This window comes from Pyramidobacter sp. YE332, from assembly GCF_033060595.1.
In the GTDB taxonomy this organism is placed as follows: Bacteria; Synergistota; Synergistia; order Synergistales; family Dethiosulfovibrionaceae; genus Pyramidobacter.
Genome location: NZ_CP133038.1, coordinates 1,188,473 through 1,208,596, shown reverse-complemented (window position 1 = coordinate 1,208,596; position 20,124 = coordinate 1,188,473). Strand labels below are relative to the sequence as shown.

Genomic DNA, 20,124 nt, shown 5'->3' with positions numbered 1-20,124 from the left:
GGTCATGGAGGGAATACAGTTGGTTCGTTCTTTGAAAAAATTATTCGCAATGTGCTTCGTTTTGCTCGCCGTCGGCAGCGCCGCTTGTGCCCAAACGGTTTCTGCCCTGAGGGTCGAAGGAAACAACGAAGTTGTCGCTTCTCATATCTTGCGGGCGGTGAAGACCAAGGTCGGCGATGAGCTGAATCAGCAGCAGGTCATGGACGATATCCAGGCGATTTACGACCAGGGCTTTTTCTCCTACGTCGACGCGAAAGTCGCCGCGGACGCGAACGGGGAGCTTGTTCTCACCTTTGTAGTCACCGAGAACCCGACCATCAAGGAGATTCGTTTCCGAGGCAACACGATCTACAAAGAAGACAAATTGAAGAAAATGCTCTTCACGCAGCCCGGCATGATCTTCAACCGCGTTTTTTTCAGGAACGACATCCAGCGCCTCAGAGAACGCTTTCAGGCCGACGGCTACGTCATGACCCGCGTGCAGGACGTGCAGGTGGAAGACGGCGTGGTCACCGTGCTGATCGTCGAGCCGCGCATCAACGACATCGTCATCCAGGGCAACCGGCGCACCAAAACCTACGTCATCCGCCGCAATATCCCCTTGAAAAACGGGGATCTCTTCAACTCGACGCTCCTGCGCCATTCCATCACGAAGCTGCGCAACCTCGGCTTCTTCGAGGATGTCAACGTCGGTTTTGAACCGGTCGAAGACAGCGACAACGTCGACGTGATTGTCACCGTCAAGGAGAAGCGAAGCGCCAGCTTGATCTTCTCGGTCAGCTACGGGTCGAGCAGCGGACTGGGCGGCGGCGCTTCCTACCGCGAAAGCAATCTCGGCGGCCGGGCCAGGATTTTCGAAATCGGCTTCGATCAGGGCGACTACAAGAATTACTGGCTGTCGCTGTCCGACCCTTACATGGACAAGAAGACGTTCGCCTGGAAGCTCGGCGCCTACAAGCGCGAAGATGATGATCTGACGTACCGTTACAATGGTATAGTTGACGGCGTTCGTAAGCGCTACAATGCCTTCGAGTATGAAGAAGACCGTACGGGAATGTATGCCGGTTTCGGACGCAAGTTCGGCGGCAGCGAGATGTTCAGCTGGTATCTGACCGCTGACTGGCACAAGAGCAAGATTAATTGGACTGGCAAGTCATCGTATTGGAATACTGACGCACAAAGCCGAGAAGATTTCGACAAAATAGTTGGACAGGACTCTCTCAACAGCAAGGTGTTTTCGACGACGCTCGAGTTGACGCGTAACAACGTCGACAGATATTTGAGCTATCCCAAGGGCGACCGCGAGACGATCGGCGTCGAGCACGCCTGGGAAGCTCTCGGCGGCGAATGGGATTACACCAAGTACTGGGCCGAAGCCGTCGCCTATGTGCCTATCAAGGGGTTGGAGGACTACATCGACCTCGGACAGACCGAGGACCGGCCGATCATCCTCGCCCTGCGCGTGCGCGCCGGTTTCTCGGATGGTTCGATTCCGCTTTCCGAGCGCTACTCGCTGGGCGGCGCCAACAGCCTGCGCGGTTATGAAAGCGGCGACTTCAAGGGACATGAGATGTTCCTCGGCAACGTCGAGCTGCGCATCCCCATCGACGAGAACTTCTCGATCGTCGCCTTCTACGACATCGGAAACGCATGGGACAAGACCCAGGGGGCCGGTTTCAGCTTTGATGATCTGGAAGATTCTCCCGGCGTCGGCGTCAGAGTGAAGACGCCGCTCGGCAATATCCGCGTCGACGTGGCCAAAGGAGATGAGACGCAGTTCCACTTCGGCTTTGGCGAGATGTTCTAAAACTCGAGCCCGGAATAACATGAAAATAAGCTGCTGCAGAAGGAGGGAGGCCGAAAGGAATGTTTCAGAGGAAACACGTTCCCGCGATCGTTGCCGAATGTTTTTGGCGCATTCTTCCGGCAGCAGCTCTTTTTCTCGGCGTCATTCCCGCGCAAAGCCGGGCGATGCCCGCGCTGCCGCTGCGCTGCGATGCTCCGGCATGGCTCAAAAGTTCGATCCAGGGAAGCATGAGCGCCGTCTGGCGCGAACTGCAAGGCAGCCGGCTCTCGCGTCAGGCGGCGGTGGAGGCGTTGGCCCTCGTGGGGAGCCGCCTCTTTCCGGGTTTTAAGGTTTCGCTTGTCAATCAGAAGTTCGTCTCGATGGAGCCGCCGCGCAGATGGAACTGGCGCCTTTCCCTGCAAATGTCGGAAGGGAGCGCCCGTCTGCCGGAGCCCTGTTCCGCCTGGATGAAGAACGATATCGAACGCGCCGTGCCTCCGCTTCGGGAAATCGTGGAGAACGTGCCGCCGGAGGCCCTGCGCTGGAGCGCGGAGAGCTTTCAGAGCCAGATCGATAAAATCATCGACGAATATATTCCGGGATGGCGCTGCTCGGTGCGCGTTCACGCCGAGGATCTGGAGGCTCTGCTCGATCTGAAGCTTTACCTTCGGCCGCCCTTGTTGCTCGCCTTTTCTCCGGAGACGCTGTCGGCTTCGCTTCCGCAGTTGCTGACGGACCGGATGAGCGACAAGACGCTCGAGTATCTTTCGCCGCTGACGGGGCTGCCGCTCAGCTGGATCAGTTTCCACCTCGCGGAGATGGAGCGGTGGCTCGGGGAGAAACAGCTGCAGAACAAATGGCTGAGAATGCTGCGGGCTTCGTCGGTGAACGACATTGCCGTCAAACCCATCACGAAAGTGACGACTCACATCGAAAGCACGACCTATTCGTTTCGCGGCTGGTTTTCCGTGCATGCCGGAGGTCCCGCGAGGCTGGAAGCCGGGCTTCATTTGGGCAGATATTTCCCGTTGGGCCCGAAAATTCCGGCGGAAGCTTACGCCGAGATCGTCATGGGACTTGAGCATTGGCATGTTGACGGCAGAGCGGGGCTGCGTTTCTCGCCGTTGGAATTCATGTGGCTGGGACTGGAAGGCAGTACTGAAGATTCGTCTCCGCTCTGGTATCGCCTGTGGCTCGGGCGCGACCGCCCCGGTCTCTATGGCTGGCTGAGATACAGCGACGATGACGATTTGGAAGCGGCCATCGGCTACCGTTTGAATCGTTATGTCGCGTTCGAGCTGTATTACGATAACCGGCAGGACGATCGCGTCAGCCTTCGCGCTTTTAGCAACCTTTGAGGGATAATTTAAGGAGAGAGCTGCCATGGAAAATTCGTACCGTCTGCGCGAGTTGTCCGAGCGGATCGGCGCGACTGTTTGCGGAAATGGCGAACGGATCGTCGAGGGCCTTTCCGAGTTGAACGACTGCGCTCCTGAACGCTTGAGTTTTATAGAGTCGCAGAAGCTCGCCCGCGGCCTTCCGGAGAACGTTGCCGTCGTCGCGGATGAAAAGAATTTTCCCGACGGACGCGACGGCTTGAAGGTAAAGTCGTTCCGCGCGGCAATGGCGGCGCTTCTGGCGATCTTCGAACCGCGCTATGCGCCGCCTGTCGGGATCTCTGGCAGCGCATTCGTCGATCCTGAGGCGATCGTGGCGCCTTCCGCATACGTCGGGCCGAACTGTACGGTCTGCGCCGGCGCGCGTATCGGCAGCGGCGTCAGGCTGATCGCCAACGTATACGTCGGCCCGGACGTGGAGATCGGCGACGACAGCGTGCTCGAACCGATGGCCGTTCTTCAGCGCCGCACGAAAGTCGGCGCGAGGTGCCTTATCCACAGCTGCGCGGTCTTGGGAGCCGACGGCTTCGGCATCATCCCCGGCGGTCCTGACGGCGAGAACGTAAAAGTTCCGCAGATCGGCCGGGTCGTCGTCGGCGACGACGTGGAGATCGGCGCCGGGACCTGCATCGATCGGGCGACGATCGCGGCTACCGTTGTGCAGAACGGCACGAAAATGGACAATCAAGTGCAGATCGGCCACAACTGCCACGTCGGGAAAAACTGCATCATCGCCAGTCAATCGGGCGTCGCCGGCAGCACGACCATCGAAGACGGCGTCGTCATGGGAGCGCGCAGCGGTTTGAACGGCCATATTAAAGTCGCTCGCGGCACTCAGATCGCCGGAATGGGGATCGTTATGAAGAGCACCAAGCCGGGGCAGATCCTCTCGGGGCATCCCGCCACCGATCACATGGAAGACTTTCGTTTCAAGGCTTCGCTGCGCCGCGTTCCCGATCTGCTGAAGCGTTTGAAAAAATTGGAAGAGGTCGCTGCTCATGAGCCGCCGCACGCTGAAAAAAGAGATTGACTTCAGCGGCGTCGGGCTTCATTCGGGCAAGCCGGTCTCCATGAAGCTGCTGCCGGCCGACAGCGGCGAGGGGTATGTGTTCCTTTTCGGCGGCAAGCGTTTCCCGATCCAATCCGCAAAGTACTCCGGCGACGGGCGCGGAACCGTTCTCGCGTTCGATTCTCATCGGGTGATGACGGTAGAGCACCTGCTCGGCGCGCTGCGCGGCCTCGGCGTTGACGACGTTATCCTTTGCCCCGAGGGGATCGAAACGCCGCTGCTTGACGGCAGCGCCGCTCCGTTCTGCGAGGAAATCCTGAAAGCGGGGCTTGAAGAGCTTCCCGGGGAGCCGTCGTACCTGCGCGTTTCTTCCCCGGTGTGCGTGACTTCCGAGGACGAGAAGAAAATATGCGCCGTCCTGCCGTCCGATCGGCTCAGCTTCACTTATGTGATCGAATACGGCGACAACGCCATCGGCACTCAGGCCGCGACCGTCGTGCCGACAAAAGACAACTTTGTCGCGGAACTCGGACAGTGCCGGACGTTTTGTCTGTACGAAGAAGTGGCGCACATGCGTTCTCTGGGCTTGGGGCTGGGCGGAACGGTGGAAACGGCCCTGATCGTCGATGGTCAAAGAGTTCTGACGCCCGGCGGTTTGAGACGCCCGGATGAATTTGTCAGACATAAAATTTTGGATATGATGGGCGACCTGACGCTGATAGGCAAGCCGGTTATCGGCCATTTTGTCGGGATACGGGCCGGGCATGCCATGCATCAGAAACTGGTCGATCGTATCGCGCGCGAGTTTGTCTCGGCTTAAAAAATCCGCATCATAAAGTTTTGCCTGTTCACGGCGACGCGTCGGGGAATCATGTGTGCAGCATGGTACAGGTGAGTGACTGTAAGGAGATGGCGTTATGCTTGATATTAAAGAAATCATGTCGTGTGTGCCTCATCGGTATCCCTTTCTTCTCGTCGACCGCATTCAGGAGTTGGTGCCCGGGAAGAGCGTCGTGGCCATTAAAAATGTCACGATCAACGAACCGTTTTTTCAGGGACATTTTCCCGGCGAGCCCGTGATGCCCGGCGTCCTGATCCTGGAAGCGATGGCTCAGGCCGGGGCCATGATGGTGCTGAATATTCCCGAACTGCGCGGCACGATCGCTTTCCTGACCACGGTCAACAGAACGAAGTTCCGGCGTCCGGTCGTGCCGGGAGATCAGCTTGTGATCTATACCGAGATGGGACGCATCTTCGGCAAGATGGGCAAGGTCAAAGCCCGCGCGGAAGTTGAGGGAAAAACGGTCGCCGAGGCCGAATTGGGGTTTATGCTGACCAAGAAACCTGAAGGGGAAAAATAAAATGGGGATTCAAATACATCCGACTGCGATTGTCTCGCCTCACGCCGAACTGGCTGACGGCGTCGTGATTGGCCCCTTTTCCATTGTGGACGAGAATGTCGTCGTGGGGCGCAATACGGTCCTGCGTCCGTTTGTCCACCTCTGCCCCTACACTAAAATCGGCGAGGACGCCGTGATCTTCGAGGACGCCGTGATCGGCCCCGAACCGCAGGACCATGCGTTCAAAGGTGAAACCAGCTGGGTCTCCGTGGGCAACCGGTCGGTCATCAGGGAAAACGTGACGATCCATCGCGCTTCCGGCGAGGGGAACGTGACCTCGGTCGGCGATGACTGCCTGATCATGGAAGGCGTGCATTTGGGGCATAACGTGCAGATTTCCGATTCCGTGACGATTTCGAGCAAATCCGGGCTCGCCGGTTACGTAAAAATCGGGCGGGGAACGGTGATCGGCGGCATGTCCGGCTTCCATCAATTCGTCCGTGTGGGCTCGTTCTGCATGATCGGCGGCGCCTCGCGCGTGGCGCAGGACGTGGCGCCGTTCCTGCTGGTCAACGGCTCCGAATTGTGCCGTGTATACAGCCTGAACGTTATCGGCCTGCGTCGCAATAACTTTTCGTCCGAGCGCCGTCTGGAAATAAAGCGCGCCTACAGAAAAATTTACCATTCGGGGTTGCCCATGCGCGAAGCTCTTGCCGAACTCGAAAAGCAGGACGCAAAATCCGCTGATGTGGAAGAGATCATCCGTTTCTTCAGGGAAGGCGACAAGAAAAGGGGCTTCTGCCCCTGGCCTGCAGGCAGCGCGGGCAGATCCGGGGAATGATGTTTCGACTTCTGGCCATGGATGTCGACGGCACGCTGACGGACGGCAGCGTTTTCATCGACGCGGCGGGGAACGAATTCAAGCGCTTCGACATCCAGGATGGAATGGGCATGGCGCTGTTTCGCAAAGCGGGCGGCAAAGTTGCCTGGATCAGCGGACGTTTTTCCGCCGTGACGGAGCTGAGAGCTCGGGAACTGCACGTCGATTTTCTGGCCAACGGCGTCGCAGAGAAGCTGCCCGTCCTTCGGAAAATCGCTGCCGAAGCAGGCGTGACCGCCGGCGAAGTGATTTTTATCGGCGACGACGTCAACGACCGCGAATGCGTCCGCTGGGCTGGGCTGGGAGTCGCCGTGGCGAACGCCGTCCCCGCACTGAAAGCGTCCGCCTCGCATGTGACGCAGCGCAGCGGCGGCAGCGGCGCCATACGCGAAGTCGTCGATATGGTCCTTGCGTCTGAAGCGGAGGAGGGCTAGCCTATGAAGCCTTTTCGCACGTTGGATCGTTTTATTATGAAAGAGCTCATGGGGCCATTTCTCTTCGGAGTGATGGCCTTTACGTTGATCATGGTCGCCGGCGGGTTATTGTTCAAACTGGCCGACCTCATCATCGAACAAGGCGTTTCTCTGGGCGTCGCCGGCCGCCTTTTTTTCTACGAGCTTCCTTCCGTCGTCGTTCTGACGCTGCCGATGTCCTGCCTTTTGGCTGCGCTCCTGGGCTTCAGCAAAATGTCCGCCAACAGCGAGATCGTCGCCTTGAAAGCGGCCGGGATCTCGTTTTCGCGCATCAGCCGTCCCGTCCTGGTCGCCGCTTTTGGCATCTCGATACTCTCTCTTGCCTTGAACGAAACGGTCGTGCCGCTCGGCAAGATCGCCGCGCAGAACGTGATGCGCTACGAAGTCGCCCGCGAAAAGCCCGCGCTCCTGAAGGAGCAGGTGTTTTTGCGGAGCAGCGATCCTTCGGCCGAGGGGCTGAGAAGGATCGTTTACATCAACAAGCTTTATGCCCGTTCGGGCACGATGGACGACGTGGTCGTTCAAGAGTTCAGGGGCGCCGATCTGGTCCGGCTGACGACGGCCCGGAAGGGCACGTGGATCGACGGCGTGTGGTATCTCGACGACGGCGACGTGTTCGAAGTGAAAGGCAGAACCACCGTCGAGCTGACGCTGCATTTCAAACGCCAGGCGCTTCCGATTCGCCTGACCCCGCAGCAGATCTCGCGTTCTACCGCCAAACCCGACGACATGAGCTGCCTGGAGCTGATCAAATATATCGAAATCCTCAAAGCTCAGGGAAAAAGTCTGGAGCCGCTGTGGGTCGCGTTCCATCTGCGTCTGGCGGTGCCCTGGGCATGCGTGATCCTGGCGCTGATCGGCGCGACGCTCGGCGTGCGTCCGATGAGAAAGGGCGGCGCCAGCGTCGGTTTCGGGCAAAGCATTTTGATCGTCTTCGTCTATTATGTCGTCATGTCGATGGGGCGTTCCCTGGGACAGGCGGGACACATTCCTCCCATCCTCGGCGCGTGGCTGCCCAATATCCTGTTCTTTGCCGGGGCGCTTCTTCTTGCCCGGAGGGCCGACCGATGAACGTCGAACATCTGGCTCTTGTCGCGGGAGAAGGCGCGCTGCCTCTGGAGATCCTGAAAGCGATGATCCAAAAGAAGGCGCCGCTGCCGAAAGTGTACCTGCTGGCGGAGGACGACGCCCCCTATTTGAACGAAGGCATCGCCGTGCAGAAGATCACCAATCCCATGGCGATCGCGATGATCCTCGCCAAAATGCGCCTGATGGGGATCCGTCGCTTGATGATGGCCGGCGGCGTGCCCAAAAAGAACATCTACTCTACGGAGAAGCTCGACCGGGGAGCCAAGTCCATCCTCTCCGCCGTACAGGACCGCAACGATCACAGCTTGCTGGCCGGGGTCGTGAAGTATATCGAAAAATTCGGCATTCAGGTCGTGAGCTACGAGGAAGTCATCCCGGAACTTCTGGCGTCCGAGGGACATATCGCCGGCCCTCTCGCCGACGCGGAACAGCTGCAGGACTGCGAGTATGGGCTGAACATCCTGCGCGTCCTGCTGCCGCTTTCGTTCGGCCAGTCCCTTGTCGTTTCGAATCGCGCCGTTGTCGCCGTGGAAGCGATGGAAGGCACGGACGAGACCATCCGGCGCGCGGCGTCGTTAAGCGCTCATGGGATCCTGCTGAAGGGAATGCGCGCCGATCAGGACCGCCGTTACGATCTGCCGGTCGTCGGCGTGCAGACGTTGCGAAACATGGCCGATTCCGGTCTGACGGGGCTTTTTGTCGAGGCGCACAGCGTTCTTTTGTTGGAAAGAGATGCCTTCCTGCAGGAAGCGGAACGTTTGGGGATCAGCGTGACGGGAGTTGCCACATGTCGATTTTTATAAGCACCGGAGAGCTTTCCGGCGATATCTATGCGGCCAAATTGAGCGCGGCGCTCCATAAAATCCTTCCCCACGAGCAGCTCTGGGGAATGGGCGGCGCTCTTGCGGAAGGGATCTGCAAGGAATGGGACAACGCGCTCCTGCACATCATCGGTCTGGGACGGATCATCAAGTCGCTGCCGTCGTTGTTTCGTTTGAGAAAAGATCTGGCGGAGGCCGTCGTGAAACGAGCGCCGCGGGCCGTCATCGTCGTCGACAGTCCGGATTTCCACATCCCGCTGCTCAGCAAGATCCGCTCCCTCGGCTATAAAGGTCCCGTCGTCTATGTGTGCCCGCCGACGATCTGGGCCTGGCGCAGCGGCCGGGCGAAATATCTGAAACGCTACTGCGATCTCTGCCTGCCGCTGTTTCATTTTGAAGAAACGGCCCTGCAAGCGTGGGATGTGCGGAGCTATTGGTGCGGGAATCCGCTGATCGACGATCTCGACAATTTCGTCCCGGTCGGAGCTTCTTTGCAGGACGATGCGAGGCGCGTCGCCCTGCTGCCGGGAAGCCGGCGTTCCGAAATAAAAGCGCTGCTTCCCGTCCTTCAGGAAACGGCGCTGAGATTGAAAGGGATGGGACTTCATCCCGTGTTCTCCATCGCTCCGGGACTCGACGAGGCCAGCAAGGCAATGGTCAGGGACAACGAGGCCGGCGTCGAAGCGACGGAGATCAGCGGGCGCAATCTGATGCACGCCTCGAAATTCGTCATCGGCGCCAGCGGCACGACGGCCGTCGAGGCGATGTTGCTGAATCGCTACATGATCGTGCTTTACAAGGGGACCGCGCTGGAATGGCGGATTTATAAAATGCTGACGCATACGCCCTTCGTTTCCATCCCCAACGTGCTGGCGGGAAAGACAATGTTTCCCGAACTTCTGCAGGACGACGCGCGCGCCGACAGGATCCTGCACTATGTCGATCTGTACCTTCACGACAAGGATTATTGTGACGGCGTTCATAAACAGGTTGTGTCGAACAGGCGCCTGATGGGGGAGCCGGGAGCAATTCAACGCTGGGCAGAAGCCATTTCCGAGCTGGTGAATTCATGAAAGTCGCTTTTTTGGCCAACGGGCCGGGAGAAGTCTGGGGCTGGTGCCGGCCGCTCATCAAAGAAGCCGCCGGCAGAAATTGGACGGTGGACGTTCACCTTCTGCCCTGTCCCTTCGCTTCGGGGCGGGAAATCAACGCGCTCTCGCGGCTTCCCGCGACGATATCGAGGCACCGGACGACTGTCGGCGCCCTGCGATGTTTTTTTTCGGCTGCAAAATACGACGTCGTTTTGCAGCTGGGGGGCGACTTGTTTTTCGGCCGCTTTCTGGCGTGGAGGCAGCGCGTCCCGCTGGCCTGCTATTCTTACGGCTATAAAAAGGGCATGAAGCGCTGCGAAACGGTGCTGACGTCCCGCCCCGGCCTGTTCAGTTCCGAGAGATTGGAGATCGTCGGGGACCTGGTGCTGGACAGCCTCGAGCAGGGAACTCCGGAAGGCTGGCGCGCGCCTCGGGGCAGGCGGCTGGCGATTTTTCCCGGCAGCCGGCCGAACATCCGGCGCAAAGCCTTTTTTTTCCTGAAAGAGATCCGTTCGCATTTGATGAAGATCGATCCCGAGATCGAATTGAGGGTCCTCCTCTCGCCATTTTCGGAGGAGAGCGAAGCCCGGCCGTGGAACGAGAACGGCTTTTCGGTCTGGACGGGGACGACCCCCGCGGGGATCCAAGGCGCGGATCTCGCCCTGACGCAGCCCGGGACGAACACCCTGGAGCTGATGTACTGCGAACAGCCGTTCGTGGTTGCCGTCCCTTTTTCTTTCCTGCGGCAGATGCCGATCGCCGGGCTGGTCGGCATGCTCGACCGCATTCCCTGGGTCGGCTGCGCGCTGAGGGAGCGGATCATTCGAAAAGCGATCCCCCGTCATATCGGGAAGATGTCGTGGCCCAACCGGCTCGTGAAAGGGAGTTTTGTCCCCGAGTTCATCGGCGAATACAGCGCTTCGCAGCTTGCCGACGAGGTCGCCAGGATTTTGCGGGATCCGGAATCGCTCGAAACGCAGAGGAAACGTCTGCACGCGCTTGCCGCCGTGGTCGCGCCCGGCGCTCCGGCGAAGATTTGCAACATTCTTGGAAGGATGGCAGCCGATCATGAAAGAGAAAGGAAGTAAGCCTCTCTATCGTCGACTGGCGGCACTCCTTTTGCCTTACAGGGCAAAATTGGGATGCGCTTTCGTCTGTATGGTCGGCGCCGGGCTCTGCGCGGCGATCCCCGCCTGGCTGATGAAGAACGTCGTCGACGGCGTGCTGATCCGCAAGGATTACGCGATGCTGAACGTGCTGGTCGTCTCGCTCGTCATGCTCTTTGTTTTCAAGGCGGCGTTTACTTACGGCCAAAAGTATCTGATGGGCTGGGTCGGGCAAAAAGTCGTCATGGATATGCGGGTCGCCGCTTACGCTCATCTGCAGACGCTGTCGCTGAAATTCATCAACAGCAAACGCGTGGGCGAACTGCTGTCGCGAGTCACCAACGACGCCAACATGCTGCAGATGACCGTCACGAACGTCGCCGTGGATCTTGTCATTCAGGGCGTCTCGTGTGCGGCGATGCTTTCCTATTGCCTCTATCTGAACTGGAAGCTGATGCTCTACACGCTCTTGATCCTGCCGGTGGTCGTCCTCGTGCTGAAGAGCGCTTCGGAGATCCTCCGCAGGGTTGGGCGCCATATGCAGCAGTGTGTCGCCGATCTCTCCGCGGTAGCCGAGGAAGCGCTTTCGGCGATTCGCATCGTGAGGGCTTTCGCGACGGAGGAGCTGGAACTTGCCCGTTTCAAGGAAAGCAATCGGCAGAATTTTGACGCCATCATCCAAGGCGTCAAGGTCAACGCCGTTTTGAACGGCGCCGTCGAGGTCCTTCTCATTGCGGCGCTCGCTCTGATCCTCTGGCTGGGAGGCCGGCAGGTGCTGAGCGACGTCATGTCGCCCGGGGAACTGATCGCTTTTCTCGGTTCGTTGGGCTTTCTGGCTTCTCCGATCAATAATTTTACGCGCGCCGTCAGCCAGCTCCAGTTCGGTTTCGCGGCGGCGGAGCGGATCTTCGGCCTTCTCGACAACGACGACCGGGTCGTGACGCCGCCCGGCGCGGTCATTTTGAAACGCCTGCAAGGCGAAGTGCGCTTTGAAAACGTGTGGTTCTGCTACGAGCCGGGACAGTGGATCTTGAAAGATCTGAATCTGACGGTCCGCCCCGGCGAGAAGATCGCCGTCGTCGGATCGACGGGCGCCGGCAAGTCGACGCTCGTCGATCTGGTGCAGCGCTTTTACGATCCGCAAAAGGGAACGGTTTTCATCGACGGGCACGACGTCAAGACCGTCGATCTCAAAAGCCTGCGCACTCAGATCGGCGTGGTGCCGCAGGATCCGGTTCTGATGAAAGGCTCCATCGCCTTCAACATCGCCTATGGATATGATGCGAAAAAAGGCGAGATCGAAGAAGCGGCCGCTATCGCCGGCATCTCCGGATTCATCGGTTCCCTTCCCGACAAATACGACACGGAAGTCGGCATTCGCGGCGTCACCGTGAGCGGCGGCCAGCGGCAGAGGATCGCCATCGCGCGGGCGATCGTCCGCAATCCCCGCATCATCATCCTCGACGAGGCCACCTCGTCGCTCGACGCCGCCGTGGAGCGACAGATCCAGGAGGCGATGGACCGCGCCATGGAAGGGCGCACGTCGTTCATCATCGCTCATCGGCTTTCGACGATCATCAACGCGGATCGCATCCTTTACCTCGAGAACGGGCATATCATCGAAGAGGGGACTCACGAGGAGCTCCTTCGGAAAAACGGGGCCTATCAAAAACTCTTTTCGCTCCAGTACGGGGCCGGGCATCCATGAACTTTCTCACGAAGTCCTATCTTGCCTATTCCCATGGAGAAAAGACCGTATCGCCGTGGGTGATTCTGAAACCGCTGGGATGGCTGGGCTCCGTCATCGTCGGAACCCGGCGGGCGTTTTACGATCACGGCGTTTACGCTTCGGAAGAACCGCCGCTGCCCGTCATCAGCGTCGGAAATCTTACCACCGGGGGAACGAACAAAACGCCTTTCGTCGAATTCATTGCCGAACAGTTGTCCCGCTGGGGGCTGAAGCCGGGGATCGTCAGCCGAGGCTACGGCGGCACAACGTCCGAGCCGGTCGTCGTTTTGAACGGCCGCGGCGACAGAAGCGTCGTCGGGGACGAGCCGCTTCTGCTCTCGTCACGGCTGACGGACGTCCCGGTAGCGGTTTCGAGCGACCGCATGGCGGACGTGGCGGCGCTTTTGGACCACGACGTCGATATCGCCGTCGCCGACGATGCGTTTCAGCATCGCAGGATGGTCCGCGACGTCGACATCGTTCTCGTCGACGCCACCTGTCCGTTCGGCAATGGGACGTCCCTGCCCAACGGCATTTTGCGCGAGCTCCCCGGTTCTTTGTCGCGGGCTCATGCCGTCGTCATTTCCAAGTCGGATCAGACATCGCCGGAGGCTTTGCGACGCCTGAAAGAGCGCATCTCCCATTGGGTCCCGCAAGAGCGCATATTTTATTCGCGGCTGGCTGATCCCCTCTGGGAGCGATGGGATGGAGAGCGGTTCGTTCCCGTCGGGAAGAGCATGACGGCCTTTTCTCTGATAGTTTTTTCCGCGATCGGCAATCCGCACAGTTTTCGAAACACGGTCCTCAAAAGCGGCGCGGCCATTCTCCATGAATTCGAATTCAAGGATCATCACCACTATGATGCGAATGATTTGCAGAAGATCGAAGATGCGGCCCGGAAATCGGGCGGCAAGGCCATATGCTGCACGGAAAAAGACATATTCAATCTGCCGCGCGGATACGTTCCCCGCGTTCCGCTCTACGTGCCGAGAATAAGCGCGCTCGTCGAAGAGCCCGGCAGATTCTGGAACGTCGTCGTTCAGGCGCTTCGTCCTCAGATTGTCGTCGCGTCGAACGGGTACGGCGAAGACGCTATCGGGGCCAGGCTCGCGCGCAAAGCCGCACAGAGATTTCCGCAGGCGGAGGTCTGCGCTTTTCCGCTTGTGGGATCGGGGATCCCTTACAAGAAGATCGGCGTCAGAATCCTGCCGCCCCTTTCGAAATCGCCGACCGGCGGGATCATAAAATATCATCTGCGTGATCTTTATCAAGAGATCAAGGCCGGGCTTTTTCGGCAGATTTCCCGTCAGCTGTCTGCGTGGAATCAGCTGCGCAGCAGCTGCCGTACGGTTCTTTGCGTTGGCGATGCGTATCTCCTCTGTCATACTTTATGGGGGCAGGGGAAAAAGGCTCTCATGGTGGCGACGGCGAAAACGAAATTTATCAGCGGCCATTGGAAGCTGGAAAGTTTTCTGTACCGAAAAGGCTGCAGGAAGGTCTGGACCCGCGACGAAGAAACGGCGGTCGAATTGCGCCAAAACGGCGTCGCCGCCGTCTTCGAAGGAAATCCAATCATGGACCTTTCTTGTGATAATACTAAAGGGACCGTTCCGTGGGGCGAGGGGCGGCGCCTTCTCGTGCTGCCCGGCAGCCGGGAGCGGGCGTACAAGGATCTGGGGCTGTTGCTGCGCGCGCTCGGCAAAATTTCCGAACGCTGCGCGATTGCGGCCGTGATGGTCCCCGCTCCCAGCATCGATATCGACACACTGGTGAAAACGGCGGTCGGCTGGGAGTTCGACGGCCTTCATCTTTGCCGCGGCAGGCTGGACATCGTTATTTACCGGGGCGAGGTCGCGGAGGCGGCGCGGGGGGCCGAGCTTCTGCTGGGGCTGGCCGGAACGGCCAATCAGGTCTGTGCCGGTTTGGGAGTCCCCGTTCTGTCGGTCATTGAAAAGGGGAAGTTGGTACAGAAAAAACTCCTCGGAGACTCCGAACTTTTGGTGGAAGCCGATGCGGACGTCCTCGCGGAGGCGGCGCTCGATCTTTTGGCCGACGCCGAGCGACTGGCTCATATGAGTTCGGAAGGGCGCCTGCGCTTAGGCCAATCGGGAGCGCTTGACGCCGTTTTGAATTATGCTTCGGAGCAGTTGGGCTGGAAGAAAAGAGCCTTTGTTTACGACGAATTGAGCAAGCGGATGAAATTCGATCGATGACAGCGCTTGCTTCAAGGGAGGGAAGGGCGATTGAAGAAGATAGAAATTGGAGATTTTGCGGTCGGAGGCGACCGGCTCACCTTGATTGCAGGCCCTTGTGCCCTGGAAAGCCTGGAACTCGGACTGGAAGTCGGCAAAAGAACTCAGGCTTTATGCAAGAAGCTGGGGCTCAATTACATTTTCAAAGCCTCGTACGACAAGGCGAACCGCACTTCGATTTCCAGCCCGCGCGGCCCCGGCCTCGAGAAAGGGCTCCAATGGCTGGCGCGGATCAAGTCCGAGCTGGGGGCGCCCATCCTGACGGACATCCACGAGTCGTGGCAGGCCGCTCCCGTCGCTGAAGTCGCCGACGTGCTGCAGATCCCGGCTTTCTTGTGCCGTCAGACCGATCTTCTGGTGGCCGCCGCCAAAACCGGACGGGCGGTCAACGTCAAAAAAGCGCAGTTTCTTTCCGCCTGGGACATGAAATCCGTGCTGGGCAAGCTGACGGAAGCCGGCAACGATCGCGTCATGCTGTGCGAGCGGGGCACGACGATGGGCTACAATCAGCTGGTCGTCGACATGCGCTCTCTCGTGATCATGCGCTCTCTGGGCGCGCCCGTCGTTTTCGACGCCACTCACAGCGTGCAGATGCCCGGCGGCATGGGAAACAGCTCCGGCGGCGACCGGCGCTTCGCTTTGCCGCTGGCCCGCGCGGCCGTCGGCATCGGCGTGGACGCTTTGTTCCTTGAAGTCCATCCGCAGCCGGAAAAAGCGATGAGCGACGGGCCGAACATGGTGCCGCTGGATCTTTTGGAGAAATTCCTCGAACCGGTCTGCGCCATCGACCGCCTTGTCAGAAGCGGTATCGGCCCTGTCTCCCTGGACTGGTGCGAACGATGAATCCGGCCATGACGCTGCCGTCGGATCGGCAGCCGGAAAAGCTCTCGGACGAAGAACTGCTCGAAGCGGGCTGCCAAGTGCTGCGGCACGAGGCGGAAGAACTTGTCCGCGCGGCCGATCGTTTCGGGCCGGAGCTCGTACAGGCCGCCCGTCTGCTGGAAGCCTGCAAGGGGAGGATCGTCGTCTCCGGCATCGGCAAGGCGGGGCATATCGGGCGCAAGATCGCGGCGACTCTTTCGTCGCTGGGCACGCCGTCGTTCTTCCTTCAGGCCAGCGAAGCGGCGCACGGCGATCTCGGCATGGTCCGCCACGAAGACGTGGCGCTGCTGATCAGCAACAGCGGCAAGACGGCGGAAGTCGTCGCCCTGCTGCCGTTTTTCCGCCGTATCGGCGCGCCGGTCATCGCCGTCTCGGGCGACGCTGATTCGCCGCTGGCGCTGGGAGCGGATATTTTTTTGAACTCTTCGATCGAACGCGAGGCGGATCCGCTCAATCTGGCGCCGACCAGCAGCACGACCCTGCAGCTGGCCATCGGCGACGCGCTGGGAGCGATGGTGACGCTGCTGCGCGGCCTGAAAAAAGAGGACTTCGCCCTGTTCCATCCGGCCGGCTCGCTGGGAAAGAAGCTCCTGCTGCGCGTGTGCGACGTGATGAATACGAGCGGCTCCCTGCCGGTCGTCTCGCACGAAACTCTGGTCAAAGACGCCCTGTTCGAGATCACCAGCAAGAATTACGGCGCCACCAGCGTCGTCGACGACGAGGGCTTTCTCGTCGGCATCTTCACCGACGGCGATCTGAGGCGGCTGATCGCCAAAGAGGGGATCCATTGTCTGGACCGCAAAGTCGAAGACGTGATGATCAGCTCGCCGCGGACCATCGCTCCCGAAGCGCTCGCCGCGGAGGCGGTGCACGTCATGGAAAAGCTCGAGATCTCCGTTCTGATCGTCGTCGACAAGGACCGCCGCCCCGTGGGGATGGTGCACGTTCACGAGCTGCTGCAAAGCGGCGTCGCCTGATCATGTCGTTTTATGGCTGTGTTTCCGAGCTTTTGTTTTTTGCCGCGCGCCCTTTCCTGAACCGAAAATACGACGAAGGCAACGAACAGAGGTACGGCCGCTATCCCGACGATCTGCCCAAGGGCGCTCTGTGGATCCATGCGGTTTCAGTCGGCGAGGTGCAGTCGGCCTATCCTTTTATCAGGGAGATCAAACGGCAGGCTCCGGATATGCCCATTCTCCTTTCGACGATCACGGAGACCGGCCGGGCCATGGCGGAGCGGCTGGCGGGCGATCTCGTCCGGCATATTTATTATCCGTGGGATTCGCCGAGCGTTCTCAGAAGAGCGCTGACGGCTCTGCGTCCGGCCGCCTACATCACGATCGAGACGGAGATCTGGCCGGAGATGCTCTTTCAGCTTCGGAAACGACGGATCCCGACCTTTCTCGTCAACGGCCGGCTGTCGGAATCGAGTTTTCGAAAATACCGGCGTCTGCGCTTTTTCTGGAAGCGGGTCATTCGCCGTTATTCTCTGATCATGACTCGTTCCGCGCCGGATCGGGATCGTTTTATCGCCTTGGGCGCGGAACCGGACCGGGTGAAGGTGACCGGAGACTGCAAAGTGGACGCGTTGATCGCCCGCAAAAATGCGGCCGACGGCGCCGGCCTGGGGGAGATTTTTGCCGGCAAAGAACCGCTGATCCTTGCCGGAAGCACCCACGAAGGGGAAGAAGAGATCGTCTTCGACGCCTACGCGGAGCTGCTGAAAATCTATCCCGGCCTGAAACTCGTCGTCGTGCCGCGGCATCCCGAACGCGGCCGCGCGCTGCTGGACGAAGCGTCGGCAAGAAAGCTCGGCCGAGTTGAGCTGATGTCGGAGGCGTACGGCGACTGGAACGTTCTTATCGTCGACCGCATCGGCGTGCTTTTCTCTCTTTACGGATATGCGAGAGCGGCGTTTCTCGGCGGTTCGCTCGTTCCCAAAGGCGGTCAGAACATCATGGAGCCGGCGATCTGGGGCGTCCCGTTCTGTCAGGGGCCTGACTACCGCGATTTTTCGGAAGCGACGGAAGCCCTCAAAAAAACGGGACTGTGCACCATTGTGCGCGACGCGCGGGAGATGAGAGATTTTTTCGACGGCGTGCTGTCAAACGGTAATTCCGATTTCGGCCGGGAGCGTCAAGAATTTTTCGCCGCCCTGAGCGGCGCGTCCCGGCGAAGCTGGGATTTGATAAAAGATTTTCGTAGCGGGCATCCGGAAAAATATCTGTAAGCGTCAAGGAAGAAGGGGCATTATGGCATCGATTCACAGAGAACTGCTGAAAACTTTTTTTGAGCGTCAGGACGAGCGCACCCGGGCCGGCATCGAAAAGGCCACGGAAAAGATGGTCGAGGTCAAGAAGAACGGCGGCAAGATCGTCGTCGCCTGCGGCAGCGGTCCCAACATCCACGAAGGCGTGACGACGCTGATCGCGGAACTGATGGACAAGGGCATCATCGACGGCGTCACCACCAGCTCGGCGGTCGTCGGGCATGAAATGGCGGGTTCTCTCGACCGCGTGAAAATGGTCAGTTCCGACGAGCTGGGGTTCGACCCCGAGGACATGCCGCGCGGCAACGTCTTCGAGTTCACCTGCATGAAGCCCGACGAGCTGGCGGCGCTGAAAAAGCAGATCGTCCTGGACGACGCGCTTCTCGCCAAAAAAGACCGGATCGCCGGGCACGAGGTCATCAAAGCGGCCGGCAACATGGCCTATCCGATGGGCTACTGGAACGAACACGTCGCCTCCGAGATCTGCGACATCGCCCGCACGTACGCGCTTCCGTTCGAAGTCGTCGCGGGCTGGGGCTGCGACCGTCGCACGATGCTGGGCGTCGGCGCGGCGAAAGATCTTCCCGTGCTGGTCAGCCTGCCGCAGATGGTCGGCGGCGGCAACATCGGTTCGTGCATCGGCGACAGTATCCCGATCCGCCAGCGCTGCATGCGCGTCGCGCGCATGCTCGAAGACGCGGACGTCATCATCGAGTCGGCCATCGCCCTTTCGCAGGAACTTCACGACGGTCCGTTCGAGAAGTACACGGGACACGGCATCTGGGCCTGGTGGAACGGCATGCACACCTACAACCTGCGCGGCAAGACGCTGATCCGCCTCGACCTCGACGAAAATCTGCGCCGGGCCTGCGATTCCCAGGCGCAGATGCAGGAAGCGATCGCCAAGGGCCTGCCGAAAACGAAGATCTCCGGCATTCCCTTCCGCATGGAAATGTCGGCCTTCGCGCGCCACGAAGGAAGCATCCCGCTGATCGGCGACATCGGCGAAGTCTGGCCGGTCCTGGCCGTCGGCGTCGCCGACGCGCTCGGCATCGAACTCGATTTCATGAGCTACAAGCAGGAGACTGCCGAGGGCAAAGCCATGCGCGAATGGATCGTCGACAACGTAAAACCGTTGGATGTCACCAAGATCAGAGCGAAAGCCCTGACGTTCAAACTGTAAAATGAAAACGATCGGAATCATCCCGGCCCGCTGGGGCTCCAGCCGCCTGCCCGGCAAGCCGCTTGCCGATCTCTGCGGCAAGCCCGTCATCCAGCACGTCTACGAGCAGTGCCTGAAAGCCCGTTCTCTGGCGCGGGTTATCGTCGCGACCGACGACGAAAGGATCCTGAACGCCGTCGCCGCGTTCGGCGGAGAAGCCGTGATGACGGCTCCCGACCATCCCAACGGCACCAGCCGCGTCGCCGAAGTCGCCGCGCGCGTGGAATGCGACTACGTCATCAACATTCAGGGCGACGAGCCGATGCTCGACCCGCGCGTGATCGATCAGCTTGCCGACGTTCTGGTCCATGCCGGCGAGCCGATGGCGACGCTCTCCGTTCCCTTTGCCTCCGCGGCGGAGGCGGCCGACCCGAACAACGTCAAAGTCGTCGTCGATCAAAAAGGGCGAGCTTTGTATTTCAGCCGCAGCGTCATTCCCTTCGCGCGCTGCGGAACGCCCGTCGTCTCCAAACACATCGGCATTTACGGTTACCGCAAAGATTTTCTGCCCGTTTATCTGCGCCTTGCGGAAACGCCGCTCGCCGAAGCGGAGAGCCTCGAGCAGCTCCGCGCCCTGGAACATGGCTACGACATCGCCGTCGCCGTTTCCGCGTATCCCGACCGCGGCGTGGGAATCAACACGCCTCATGATCTGGAGCTGGCGCGAAAGCTGATGAACGAAAAAAGCTGAACAAAATCCGTGATAATCGGATATAATAAAAGCCAGTCTGCGTTTATTCAGACTGGCTTTTATCGTATCGATATCCCCGTTCGAGGA

The 20,124-nt window shown here is 59.7% G+C and carries 18 protein-coding genes; all 18 read left to right on the top strand.

Features of this window, described 5'->3' with window-relative positions:
- Window positions 1-49: 49 nt before the first annotated feature.
- The 18 genes from RAH42_RS05610 to kdsB all read left to right on the top strand — a co-directional run bounded on the left by RAH42_RS05610 (window position 50) and on the right by kdsB (window position 20,037).
- Complete coding sequence (locus RAH42_RS05610; protein WP_078016579.1) at window positions 50-1,807, top strand: BamA/TamA family outer membrane protein; 1,758 nt, start codon at window positions 50-52, stop codon at window positions 1,805-1,807.
- A 59-nt stretch (window positions 1,808-1,866) separates the two neighbouring features.
- The gene (locus RAH42_RS05605) at window positions 1,867-3,144 is read left to right on the top strand and encodes a hypothetical protein (protein WP_078016578.1); all 1,278 of its coding nucleotides are present in this window, start codon (window positions 1,867-1,869) and stop codon (window positions 3,142-3,144) included.
- A gap of 25 nt (window positions 3,145-3,169) precedes the next feature.
- A complete protein-coding gene (gene lpxD, locus RAH42_RS05600; RefSeq protein WP_078016577.1) occupies window positions 3,170-4,213 on the top strand; it encodes a UDP-3-O-(3-hydroxymyristoyl)glucosamine N-acyltransferase in 1,044 nt (347 codons plus the stop codon).
- Complete coding sequence (lpxC, locus tag RAH42_RS05595; RefSeq protein ID WP_078016576.1) at window positions 4,182-5,012, top strand: UDP-3-O-acyl-N-acetylglucosamine deacetylase; 831 nt, start codon at window positions 4,182-4,184, stop codon at window positions 5,010-5,012. The genes lpxD and lpxC overlap by 32 nt, the downstream gene beginning before the upstream one ends.
- Window positions 5,013-5,109: 97 nt before the next feature.
- A complete protein-coding gene (gene fabZ, locus RAH42_RS05590; RefSeq protein WP_078016575.1) occupies window positions 5,110-5,553 on the top strand; it encodes a 3-hydroxyacyl-ACP dehydratase FabZ in 444 nt (147 codons plus the stop codon).
- 1 nt (window position 5,554) lies between these two features.
- Window positions 5,555-6,373 carry an acyl-ACP--UDP-N-acetylglucosamine O-acyltransferase gene (lpxA, locus tag RAH42_RS05585; protein WP_078016574.1) on the top strand — a complete coding sequence of 273 codons (819 nt, stop codon included), beginning with the start codon at window positions 5,555-5,557 and terminating at the stop codon, window positions 6,371-6,373.
- Window positions 6,370-6,846 carry an HAD hydrolase family protein gene (locus RAH42_RS05580; protein ID WP_317540154.1) on the top strand — a complete coding sequence of 159 codons (477 nt, stop codon included), beginning with the start codon at window positions 6,370-6,372 and terminating at the stop codon, window positions 6,844-6,846. The genes lpxA and RAH42_RS05580 overlap by 4 nt, the downstream gene beginning before the upstream one ends.
- 3 nt (window positions 6,847-6,849) lie before the next feature.
- Window positions 6,850-7,956, top strand: coding sequence for an LPS export ABC transporter permease LptG (gene lptG / locus RAH42_RS05575; protein ID WP_317540153.1), 1,107 nt, complete (start codon window positions 6,850-6,852; stop codon window positions 7,954-7,956).
- Window positions 7,953-8,777: a UDP-2,3-diacylglucosamine diphosphatase LpxI gene (lpxI, locus tag RAH42_RS05570; protein WP_078016571.1), complete on the top strand. Its 825-nt coding sequence runs from the start codon at window positions 7,953-7,955 to the stop codon at window positions 8,775-8,777. The genes lptG and lpxI overlap by 4 nt, the downstream gene beginning before the upstream one ends.
- Window positions 8,762-9,868, top strand: a complete 1,107-nt coding sequence (locus tag RAH42_RS05565; RefSeq protein WP_078016570.1) for a lipid-A-disaccharide synthase — start codon at window positions 8,762-8,764, stop codon at window positions 9,866-9,868. The genes lpxI and RAH42_RS05565 overlap by 16 nt, the downstream gene beginning before the upstream one ends.
- Complete coding sequence (locus RAH42_RS05560; protein WP_143521802.1) at window positions 9,865-10,974, top strand: lipid-A-disaccharide synthase; 1,110 nt, start codon at window positions 9,865-9,867, stop codon at window positions 10,972-10,974. The genes RAH42_RS05565 and RAH42_RS05560 overlap by 4 nt, the downstream gene beginning before the upstream one ends.
- Entirely contained in the window at window positions 10,955-12,700 is a 1,746-nt protein-coding gene (locus RAH42_RS05555; protein ID WP_317540152.1) for an ABC transporter ATP-binding protein, read from the top strand. Before RAH42_RS05560 ends, RAH42_RS05555 begins: the two co-directional genes overlap by 20 nt.
- The gene (gene lpxK, locus RAH42_RS05550) at window positions 12,697-14,934 is read left to right on the top strand and encodes a tetraacyldisaccharide 4'-kinase (protein ID WP_317540151.1); all 2,238 of its coding nucleotides are present in this window, start codon (window positions 12,697-12,699) and stop codon (window positions 14,932-14,934) included. The genes RAH42_RS05555 and lpxK overlap by 4 nt, the downstream gene beginning before the upstream one ends.
- A 30-nt stretch (window positions 14,935-14,964) precedes the next feature.
- Complete coding sequence (gene kdsA / locus RAH42_RS05545; RefSeq protein WP_317540150.1) at window positions 14,965-15,816, top strand: 3-deoxy-8-phosphooctulonate synthase; 852 nt, start codon at window positions 14,965-14,967, stop codon at window positions 15,814-15,816.
- On the top strand, window positions 15,813-16,832 hold the full coding sequence (locus RAH42_RS05540; RefSeq protein WP_317540149.1) for a KpsF/GutQ family sugar-phosphate isomerase: 1,020 nt from the start codon (window positions 15,813-15,815) through the stop codon (window positions 16,830-16,832). Before kdsA ends, RAH42_RS05540 begins: the two co-directional genes overlap by 4 nt.
- Window positions 16,833-16,834: 2 nt before the next feature.
- Entirely contained in the window at window positions 16,835-18,085 is a 1,251-nt protein-coding gene (locus RAH42_RS05535) for a 3-deoxy-D-manno-octulosonic acid transferase (RefSeq protein WP_317540148.1), read from the top strand.
- Window positions 18,086-18,107: 22 nt separating this feature from the next.
- The gene (locus RAH42_RS05530) at window positions 18,108-19,307 is read left to right on the top strand and encodes a hypothetical protein (RefSeq protein ID WP_078016564.1); all 1,200 of its coding nucleotides are present in this window, start codon (window positions 18,108-18,110) and stop codon (window positions 19,305-19,307) included.
- A gap of 1 nt (window position 19,308) precedes the next feature.
- Window positions 19,309-20,037, top strand: a complete 729-nt coding sequence (gene kdsB, locus RAH42_RS05525) for a 3-deoxy-manno-octulosonate cytidylyltransferase (RefSeq protein WP_317540147.1) — start codon at window positions 19,309-19,311, stop codon at window positions 20,035-20,037.
- The last annotated feature ends 87 nt before the right edge of the window (window positions 20,038-20,124 follow it).

Coding starts and splice junctions, on each gene's coding strand:
- RAH42_RS05610 (WP_078016579.1), top strand. CDS start 50: ATGTGCTTCGTTTTGCTCGCCGTCGGCAGCGCCGCTTGTGCCCAAACG.
- RAH42_RS05605 (WP_078016578.1), top strand. CDS start 1,867: ATGTTTCAGAGGAAACACGTTCCCGCGATCGTTGCCGAATGTTTTTGG.
- lpxD (WP_078016577.1), top strand. CDS start 3,170: ATGGAAAATTCGTACCGTCTGCGCGAGTTGTCCGAGCGGATCGGCGCG.
- lpxC (WP_078016576.1), top strand. CDS start 4,182: ATGAGCCGCCGCACGCTGAAAAAAGAGATTGACTTCAGCGGCGTCGGG.
- fabZ (WP_078016575.1), top strand. CDS start 5,110: ATGCTTGATATTAAAGAAATCATGTCGTGTGTGCCTCATCGGTATCCC.
- lpxA (WP_078016574.1), top strand. CDS start 5,555: ATGGGGATTCAAATACATCCGACTGCGATTGTCTCGCCTCACGCCGAA.
- RAH42_RS05580 (WP_317540154.1), top strand. CDS start 6,370: ATGATGTTTCGACTTCTGGCCATGGATGTCGACGGCACGCTGACGGAC.
- lptG (WP_317540153.1), top strand. CDS start 6,850: ATGAAGCCTTTTCGCACGTTGGATCGTTTTATTATGAAAGAGCTCATG.
- lpxI (WP_078016571.1), top strand. CDS start 7,953: ATGAACGTCGAACATCTGGCTCTTGTCGCGGGAGAAGGCGCGCTGCCT.
- RAH42_RS05565 (WP_078016570.1), top strand. CDS start 8,762: ATGTCGATTTTTATAAGCACCGGAGAGCTTTCCGGCGATATCTATGCG.
- RAH42_RS05560 (WP_143521802.1), top strand. CDS start 9,865: ATGAAAGTCGCTTTTTTGGCCAACGGGCCGGGAGAAGTCTGGGGCTGG.
- RAH42_RS05555 (WP_317540152.1), top strand. CDS start 10,955: ATGAAAGAGAAAGGAAGTAAGCCTCTCTATCGTCGACTGGCGGCACTC.
- lpxK (WP_317540151.1), top strand. CDS start 12,697: ATGAACTTTCTCACGAAGTCCTATCTTGCCTATTCCCATGGAGAAAAG.
- RAH42_RS05540 (WP_317540149.1), top strand. CDS start 15,813: ATGAATCCGGCCATGACGCTGCCGTCGGATCGGCAGCCGGAAAAGCTC.
- RAH42_RS05535 (WP_317540148.1), top strand. CDS start 16,835: ATGTCGTTTTATGGCTGTGTTTCCGAGCTTTTGTTTTTTGCCGCGCGC.
- RAH42_RS05530 (WP_078016564.1), top strand. CDS start 18,108: ATGGCATCGATTCACAGAGAACTGCTGAAAACTTTTTTTGAGCGTCAG.
- kdsB (WP_317540147.1), top strand. CDS start 19,309: ATGAAAACGATCGGAATCATCCCGGCCCGCTGGGGCTCCAGCCGCCTG.